Below are 8188 nucleotides of genomic sequence, written 5' to 3' on the forward strand. Positions count from 1 at the left end.
GGTTGTGGCTGCTGCTGCCATCCTGGGCGCGCATGACCGATTTGCCCCAGCCGGTTTCCAGCGCGGCTTGCGCCACCAGATAACGCGGATCGACGCCGATGCGGGCGGCGGCTTCTTTGGCCATCGGCAGCATGGTGTTGACGAATTCGTCGGCGGAGCTGAAAGCGCGTTTGGCCGGTGCCAGTGGAATCTGCGCCATGGCCCGACCGTAAATCTGCATCTGCCCGCCGGACGCTTTTGCGTCTTCGGCGCGGCTCAGCCAGTCGCCGTTGTACAGCGGGCCGGCGCCGGTGGCCGCAGTGGTCGCGGCGCGTTGCGGCAATGCATTGGCGGCAGTCGGCGTGGCCGACGGCACCAGACCGGCGAGCAAACGATCGGCCAGCTTCGGCGGCAGCGCCAGACGCCGCTTGTTGATCATCGCCATGTCATTGCTGTGCGAGGCTTCGCTATTGGCGACACGCCCGGAACGCGAGGCCCACAACGGACGTTCGCCATTGAGCCGTGACAACGGTCCATGGGTGGCAGTCGTGCCGGCCGCAATCGGTGTCTGCACGGCGGCGGCTTTCGCGGCTTCCTGCTTGGCGGCGGACGCAGCTGCTGCCTCACCCGGCGCCAGTGGTTTGTTCCTCGACATCTGCTTCATCAGCACGTCGGCCAGACCGATACCGCCGCCCTCGCGGGACAGCGACACCGCCAGTTGCTGGTCGTACATTTCCTGATATTGCTTGGCCGCCGGGGTGTTCATCGGGTTGTCTTTACCCAGTGCCTCGGTGGCCGAACGCATCGACTTGAGCATTTCGCCAAGGAACAGCGATTCGAATTCCTGCGCCACCTTGCGCATGTTCGCATCGCTGTTCTTGTCGCCGACCTTTAGCTGGTTCAGGCGATTGAGGTCGGAGTACGAACCCGAATCGCCAGTGCCCACCAGACTGCCTTTGCGCATATCCATGGTCGCCGTCCTCAGATCACGATCAAGTCGGCTTGCAACGCGCCGGCCTGCTTGAGTGCTTCGAGAATGGCCATCAGGTCACCCGGTGCCGCGCCGACCTGGTTCACCGCCCGCACGATCTCGTCGAGTGTGGTGCCCGGGCCGAATTTGAACATCGGCTTGGCCTCCTGCTCGGCGTTCACACGCGAACGCGGAACCACAGCGGTCTGGCCGTTGGACAGCGGGCCTGGCTGGCTGACGATCGGGTCTTCGGTGATGGTCACGGTCAGGCTGCCGTGGGTCACGGCGGCCGGCGAGACTTTCACGTTCTGGCCGATGACGATGGTGCCGGTACGCGAGTTGATGATGACTTTCGCCACCGCCTGACCCGGGTCGACTTCAAGGTTTTCGAGGATCGACAGATAGTCGACGCGTTGGCTCGGATCCAGCGGCGCGGTCACACGGATCGAGCCGCCGTCGATGGCCTGCGCCACGCCAGGGCCGAGCATGTCGTTGATCTTGTCGACGATGCGCTTGGCGGTGGTGAAGTCGGAGCGGTTGAGGTTCAGCGTCAGGCTGTTGCCCTGGTTGAAACCGCTCGGCACCGAACGTTCTACCGACGCACCACCCGGAATGCGACCGGCCGACGGAACGTTGACGGTGATCTTCGAGCCGTCACGCCCTTCGGCATCGAAACCACCGACCACCAGGTTGCCCTGAGCGATGGCGTAGACGTTGCCGTCGATACCCTTGAGCGGGGTCAGCAACAGGGTACCGCCGCGCAGGCTCTTGGAGTTACCGATCGAAGACACGGTGATGTCGACCTGCTGACCCGGTTTGGCGAACGCCGGCAGATCGGCACTCACCGACACCGCCGCGACGTTTTTCAACTGCACGTTGCCCGATCCCGGCGGCACCTTGATGCCGAACTGCGAGAGCATGTTGTTGAAGGTCTGCAGGGTGAACGGGGTCTGCGTCGTCTGGTCGCCGGTGCCGTTAAGCCCGACCACCAGGCCGTAACCGATCAACTGGTTGGAACGCACGCCGGAAATGCTGGCGATATCTTTCAGCCGCTCGGCGTGGGCACCAAAGGCTGCGGACATCATGGCCGCCGCCAGCATGAAGCTTTTCAGATTCAACGTAGCCACCTAGAAAGGGAACAGCGGGCTGAGGAAGAAACGGTCGAACCAGCCTGGCTGACTCGCATCGGCAAACGAACCGGTGCCCGAGTAGGTGATGCGCGCATCGGCGACACGGGTCGACGACACGGTGTTGTCGGTGGCGATGTCATCGGCACGCACAAGACCTGCGATCCGCACCAGCTCGTCGCCGGTGTTGAGGGTCATCCACTTCTCGCCGCGCACGGCGATGATGCCGTTGGGCAGCACGTCCGCCACGGTCACGGTGATCGAACCGGTCAGGGTGTTGCCCTGCGCCGCCTTGCTGTCACCCTTGGTCGCGCGGTCGCCGCTGTAGCCGACGTCGAGGCTCAGGTCATTGCCACCCAACGGGTTGTTGGTGGTGCCACTGCCGCCGAACAGCGAAGTCAGGCCGATGCCGGTCTTGCTGTTCTTGGCCACTTGCGAGTTGGCGTTCTTGCTGGCCTGAGTCTTCTCGTTCAGGGTAATGGTGATGATGTCACCGACCCGGAAGGCCTTGCGGTCGCTGTACAGGTTCTGCTCGAAGCCGGCCTGATAGATCGAGCCGTTGTTGGCCGCCGCCGGCAATGGCGTGCGCGGCAACACCGGAGCGTAATAAGGGTCATTGGGCTTGGGCGTCGGTGCGACGCAGCCCGCGAGCGAGACGACCCCACCCAATGCCAGAACAGATACGAAGCGTTTCATGACCCTACCTCACGGTGTTGCTGGCGGCCTCAGGCCGCCCCATAGACTTGATTACAGATTCTGCGTTACGAACGAGAGCATCTGGTCAGCGGTGGAGATCACCTTGGAGTTCATCTCGTAGGCGCGCTGAGTGGTGATCATGTTGACCATCTCTTCAACGGTGCTGACGTTGGAACCTTCCAGGGTGTTCTGCAGCGTGGTACCGAAACCGTTCAGGCCCGGGGTGCCGATTTGCGGCGCGCCGGAAGCAGCGGTTTCCAGGAACAGGTTGTTGCCCACTGCCTGCAGACCGGCCGGGTTGATGAAGTCGGCGGTTTGCAGGTTGCCGATCACCTGAGCGGCCGGGTTGCCTGGCACAGTGATCGACACGGTGCCGTCGGTGCCGACGGTGAAGCTCTGGGCGTTGTTCGGGATGACGATGGCCGGTTCCAGGGCGAAACCGCTGGCGTTGACGATCTGGCCATTGGAGTCGAGGTGGAAAGTACCGTCACGGGTGTAGGACGTGGTGCCGTCCGGCTGCAGGATCTGGAAGAAACCGCGACCGTCGATGGCCATGTCCAGCGGCTGTTCGGTGGTTTGCAGGCTGCCAGCGGTGAAGTTTTTCTGCGTACCGACGATGCGCACACCGGTACCCAGTTGCAGACCCGACGGCAGTTCGCTGTCCTGGGTCGACTGGGCGCCTGGCTGACGCTTGATCTGGTACAGCAGGTCCTGGAATTCGGCACGGTCACGTTTGAAACCCGTGGTCGAGACGTTCGCCAGGTTGTTGGAAATGGTGGTCAGGTTGGTGTCCTGGGCGGACAGACCGGTTTTGGCAACCCATAGAGCCGGAAGCATTCGATTCTCCTCGTGCGCCTGTTTTACGGCGCGACGTTCTGATAATTAGCTGATCTGCAAGACCCGAGCCATGGCCTGGTCGTCGTCTTTGGCGGTGTTCATCATCTTGACGTGCAACTCGAACTGCTTGGCCAGGGCCAGCACCGAGGTCATTTCTTCCACGGCGTTGACGTTGCTCGACTCGAGGAAACCCGACACCAGTTTGACGTTGGCATCGGCCGGCGCCGGCTGGCCGTCCTTGGTGTAGATCGAGCCGTCGAGGCCTTTGTTGAGGTTCTTGATGTCCGGGTTGACCAGTTTGATCCGGTCGACTTCCGCCATGACGCGCGGGCCTTCGCCCATCGCACGAATACTGATGGTGCCGTCTTCACCGACCTCCACCTGCTGCTCCGGCGGCACGGCAATCGGCCCGCCATTGCCCATCACCGGCATGCCATTGCCGGCGCGCAGGACGCCAAGGGCGTCGATGTTGAGGCTGCCGGTGCGCACGTAGCTTTCGCCGCCGTTGGGGTTCTGCACGGCGATAAAGCCGTTGCCGGTCACGGCCACGTCGAGGTCACGGCCGGTCTGCACCAGCGAACCTGCGGTGAAGTCGGTGGCGGGCCGCTCGCTCATGGCAAACGCACGCGCCGGAAAGCTGTCACCGAACACCGGCATCGAACGCGCCTGCTCCAGGTCGCGCTGAAAACCATTGGTGGAGATGTTCGCCAGGTTGTTGGCATGGGCCTTTTGCGCCAGTGCGTTCTGACTGGCGCCGGTCATTGCCACATAAAGGTACTTGTCCACACTCTTTCCTCTGCATGCCGGACGTTTGCCGCCCACCGCTGTACTGCTGAGCCATAAGCAATTTGCAGACCAACTTTTTTCTGGCGGCTTGCGGCCCGGTAAACAAAGGACTTGAGGGGTTTTGCGGGGGAACTGGGAATGTATCGAAGTCGAAAAACCGGCGGTGTTATGCCGCTTGGCGGCAAAGGATCAAAAGATCGCAGCCTTCGGCAGCTCCTACATTGAAAATGCCTCCCCCTGTAGGAGCTGCGGTACGCTGCGATCTCTTGATCTCAAGCTTCAGAGTCTTTACCGACCTCATACTCACGGAGCTTATTAGCGATGGTGGTGTGCGAAACCCCCAACCGCTTGCCCAATTGCCGACTGCTCGGATGCTCGGAATACAGTCGCTCCAGCACCGCTTTTTCAAAGCGCCCGACGATCTCGTCCAGCCCGCCCTCCAGCGAGAAATCGCCAAGCGGCTGACGCACACCGTAATCCGGCAAGCGAATATGTTCGGCCTTGACCGTGCCGCCGTCGCACAGGGAAACCGCCTGAAACAGTACGTTTTCCAGCTGTCGCACGTTGCCCGGCCAGTGGTAATGGCTGAGGCGATCCATCGCCGCCGGCGCCAGTTTCGGCAGCGAGCAACCGATCTGCCGGCTGGCCTGATCGAGGAAATGCTCCACCAGCGGGGTCAAGCCGTCGAGGCATTCGCGCAGCGGCGGAATGTGCAGCGACAGCACGTTCAAGCGGTGATAAAGGTCTTGACGAAATTCGCCACGGGCGCACAGCTCGGACAAGTCGACCTGGGTCGCGCAGATCACCCGCACATCCAGATAGACCTCTTCATCACTGCCGACCCGCCGGAAGCAGCCGTCCTGCAGAAAGCGCAGCAATTTCACCTGCAAGCGCGGGCTCATTTCGCCGACGCCATCGAGAAACAGCGTACCGCCCGCCGTCAGCTCCAGCAGGCCAAGCTTGCCTTCGGCGCGCGCGCCTTCGAACGCGCCGGGGCCGTAGCCGAACAGTTCGGTCTCGGCCATCGACTCCGGCAGCCCTGCACAGTTAAGCGCCATCAACGGCGACTGCCCGCGCGGACTGGCGAGGTGGCAGGCACGCGCAAGCAACTCTTTGCCGGTGCCGGTTTCGCCTTCTATCAATAGCGGTGCATCCAGTGGCGCCATGCGTCGCGCTTCACGCACCACCGCCGCCATGACTTTCGAACTCTGGAAGATACTGTCGAAGCCGCGCAATTCCTGTTTGCGCACGTTATAGATGCGCTCGCCGACGCGATCGGCGCGGTGCAAGGTCAGCACGGCACCGGCCATGGCTTCACTGTCGTCGTGCTCCGACTGTAGTGGCGCGATGTCGGCGAGAAAGATGTCGCCCTTGACCTTGACGCGCATGCCGTTGATTCGCGATTTGTTGGCGCGCACCAGTTCCGGCAGGTCGAAATCCTCGGCGTAACGCGACAGCGGAATCCCCGGCACCTCGTCCACCCGCACCCCGAGCAACTGCGCCGCCGCGCGGTTGGCAGCGACGATCGAGCCACCCATGTCAATTGACAGCACCGGGAATTCCAGCGCCCCGAGCAACGCGTTCAACTCCATGTGCCGACGCTCGCTGGGCATCAGCCCGACGCGCTTGACCCCAAACACCCCGGCAATCGCCTCGAATTTGGGCCGCAACGCCTGGAACTGAATGTTGATCAGGTTCGGGCAGTGCAGGTAGATCGCATTGCCGTGCTCACCGCCGACCTCACCGCGCGCAACGTTGATCCCGTACTCCACCAACAAGTTGAGGATGTCGCGCAGGATGCCGATGCGGTTCTGGCAGTGGACTTTGATACGCATATAAAGAGGCCCGACAAGGATGAGGGGTTGAACACAATCCCTGTGGGAGCGGGCTTGCTCGCGAAGACGGTGTGTCAGTCGCCATTCATTCAGCTGACACACCGCTTTCGCGAGCAAGCCCGCTCCCACAAGGTTTCGTGGCGCGCTTTGGTCTCACTTTTCTGTCGAGGCGCGCAGATTGTTGTCAAGATTATGTGACAGCAACCGCCGTTTTCAAACCTGCAAATCACCGCAAACGCGAGATACGCGCCAAAGCGTAACGTTTTTTTTACGAAATCCAGCGACTTTTCCTACAAGAAGCACGTTCAACCTGCTGCATCCCACCCCGCTCTCAGGTAATTCTGAAGCCATCGCTGGACATAACAAGAACGAATTCCCCTAGCAGGAGAGCAGTATGAAGCAGACGCAATACGTGGCCCGCGAGTCCGATGCGCAAGGTTTTATCGACTACCCCGCCGAAGAACACGCGGTGTGGAACACGCTGATCACTCGCCAGTTGAAAGTGATCGAGGGTCGCGCGTGCCAGGAATACCTGGACGGTATCGAAAAACTCGGTCTGCCCCACGACCGCATTCCGCAGCTCGGCGAGATCAACAAGGTGCTCGGTGAGACCACCGGTTGGCAGGTTGCCCGCGTCCCGGCACTGATCCCCTTCCAGACCTTCTTCGAATTGCTCGCCAGCAAACAGTTTCCGGTGGCCACGTTCATTCGTACCCGCGAAGAACTGGACTACCTGCAAGAGCCGGACATTTTTCACGAGATCTTTGGTCATTGCCCACTACTGACCAACCCGTGGTTTGCTGAATTCACCCACACTTACGGCAAACTCGGCCTGCAAGCCACCAAGGAAGAGCGCGTCTATCTCGCTCGTCTGTACTGGATGACCATCGAATTCGGCCTGGTCGATACCCCGCAAGGCAAACGTATCTATGGTGGCGGCATCCTGTCCTCGCCCAAGGAAACCGTTTACTCGCTGTCGGACGAGCCAGAGCATCAAGCCTTCGATCCGCTGGAAGCCATGCGCACGCCGTATCGCATCGACATCCTGCAACCGCTGTATTTCGTCCTGCCAAACCTCAAGCGCCTGTTCGACGTTGCCCATGAAGACATCATGGCCATGGTCCGCCAGGGCATGCAGCTGGGGTTGCACGCGCCGAAATTTCCGCCAAAACCAAAAGCCGCGTGATCTGCGACTTTTGCTGACAATTGAGTCTGTCAGTCGCCGCCACTTTGGTTTAGCGTGACGGCATTGACGGGCCGATAGCTTCTATAAAAAAAACACACTCGATTTCAGGAATCACACCATGTCCACTTTGAACCAAGCCCACTGCGAAGCCTGCCGTGCCGATGCGCCACAAGTCAGCGACGAAGAACTGCCGATCCTGATCAAGCAGATCCCGGACTGGAACATCGAAGTACGCGACAGCATCATGCAGTTGGAGAAGGTCTTCCTGTTCAAGAACTTCAAACACGCACTGGCCTTCACCAACGCCGTCGGCGAGATCTCCGAGGCCGAAGGTCACCACCCGGGTCTGCTGACCGAGTGGGGCAAAGTCACCGTGACCTGGTGGAGCCACTCGATCAAAGGCCTGCACCGCAACGACTTCATCATGGCCGCGCGCACTGACGAAGTGGCCAAGACCGCAGAAGGACGCAAGTAATGCACTTCGACGCCATCGGCCGGGTACCCGGCGACCCGATCCTCGGTTTGATGGAGGCCTATGCGCAGGACACTAACCCGCGCAAGTTCGACTTGGGCGTTGGCGTCTACAAGGATGCCCAGGGCCTGACGCCGATCCCCGAAGCGGTAAAAATCGCCGAATCGCGACTGGTCGAAAGCCAGGACACCAAGACTTACATTGGCGGGCATGGCAATCCGCTGTTCGGCAAAGTCATCAATGAGCTGGTGCTCGGCGCCGACTCGAAGCTGATCACCGAACAGCGCGCTGGCGCTACCC

The 8188-nt window shown here is 61.1% G+C and carries 8 protein-coding genes and 1 pseudogene; 3 read left to right on the forward strand and 6 right to left on the reverse strand.

Features of this window, described 5'->3' with window-relative positions; translation table 11 throughout:
• From DBR18_RS09745 to DBR18_RS09770, 6 genes are all read right to left on the reverse strand, one after another.
• The coding region (locus DBR18_RS09745; protein ID WP_108590173.1) for a rod-binding protein at positions 1 to 949 on the reverse strand (949 nt) is incomplete at its 3' end.
• Between the two features lie 11 nt (positions 950 to 960).
• Positions 961 to 2049: a flagellar basal body P-ring protein FlgI gene (locus DBR18_RS09750; RefSeq protein WP_164747921.1), complete on the reverse strand. Its 1089-nt coding sequence runs from the start codon at positions 2047 to 2049 to the stop codon at positions 961 to 963.
• A gap of 27 nt (positions 2050 to 2076) precedes the next feature.
• Positions 2077 to 2772, reverse strand: coding sequence for a flagellar basal body L-ring protein FlgH (gene flgH / locus DBR18_RS09755; protein WP_007965503.1), 696 nt, complete (start codon positions 2770 to 2772; stop codon positions 2077 to 2079).
• Between the two features lie 51 nt (positions 2773 to 2823).
• Positions 2824 to 3609, reverse strand: a complete 786-nt coding sequence (gene flgG / locus DBR18_RS09760; protein WP_003222804.1) for a flagellar basal-body rod protein FlgG — start codon at positions 3607 to 3609, stop codon at positions 2824 to 2826.
• Positions 3610 to 3654: 45 nt separating this feature from the next.
• A complete protein-coding gene (locus DBR18_RS09765; protein WP_108590174.1) occupies positions 3655 to 4395 on the reverse strand; it encodes a flagellar basal body rod protein FlgF in 741 nt (246 codons plus the stop codon).
• 272 nt (positions 4396 to 4667) lie between these two features.
• On the reverse strand, positions 4668 to 6230 hold the full coding sequence (locus tag DBR18_RS09770) for a sigma-54-dependent transcriptional regulator (RefSeq protein WP_108590175.1): 1563 nt from the start codon (positions 6228 to 6230) through the stop codon (positions 4668 to 4670).
• A gap of 394 nt (positions 6231 to 6624) precedes the next feature.
• Between DBR18_RS09770 and phhA the strand changes: the two genes are divergently transcribed.
• The 3 genes and pseudogenes from phhA to DBR18_RS09790 form a co-directional block, all read left to right on the forward strand.
• A complete protein-coding gene (phhA, locus tag DBR18_RS09780; RefSeq protein WP_108590177.1) occupies positions 6625 to 7416 on the forward strand; it encodes a phenylalanine 4-monooxygenase in 792 nt (263 codons plus the stop codon).
• A gap of 118 nt (positions 7417 to 7534) precedes the next feature.
• Positions 7535 to 7891, forward strand: a complete 357-nt coding sequence (locus DBR18_RS09785; protein ID WP_003222798.1) for a 4a-hydroxytetrahydrobiopterin dehydratase — start codon at positions 7535 to 7537, stop codon at positions 7889 to 7891.
• Positions 7891 to 8188, forward strand: a pseudogene (locus tag DBR18_RS09790) (aromatic amino acid aminotransferase); the annotation flags it as partial. The gene DBR18_RS09785 and the pseudogene DBR18_RS09790, both read left to right, overlap by 1 nt.

The sequence above is a fragment of the Pseudomonas sp. HMWF021 genome (assembly GCF_003061005.1).
Classification (GTDB): Bacteria; Pseudomonadota; Gammaproteobacteria; order Pseudomonadales; family Pseudomonadaceae; genus Aquipseudomonas.

What these genes read in the sequence shown, in the direction of transcription:
- DBR18_RS09750 (WP_164747921.1), bottom strand. Translation starts at nt 2,049, where the DNA reads ATGCTGGCGGCGGCCATGATGTCCGCAGCCTTTGGTGCCCACGCCGAG.
- flgH (WP_007965503.1), bottom strand. Translation starts at nt 2,772, where the DNA reads ATGAAACGCTTCGTATCTGTTCTGGCATTGGGTGGGGTCGTCTCGCTC.
- flgG (WP_003222804.1), bottom strand. Translation starts at nt 3,609, where the DNA reads ATGCTTCCGGCTCTATGGGTTGCCAAAACCGGTCTGTCCGCCCAGGAC.
- DBR18_RS09770 (WP_108590175.1), bottom strand. Translation starts at nt 6,230, where the DNA reads ATGCGTATCAAAGTCCACTGCCAGAACCGCATCGGCATCCTGCGCGAC.
- phhA (WP_108590177.1), top strand. Translation starts at nt 6,625, where the DNA reads ATGAAGCAGACGCAATACGTGGCCCGCGAGTCCGATGCGCAAGGTTTT.
- DBR18_RS09785 (WP_003222798.1), top strand. Translation starts at nt 7,535, where the DNA reads ATGTCCACTTTGAACCAAGCCCACTGCGAAGCCTGCCGTGCCGATGCG.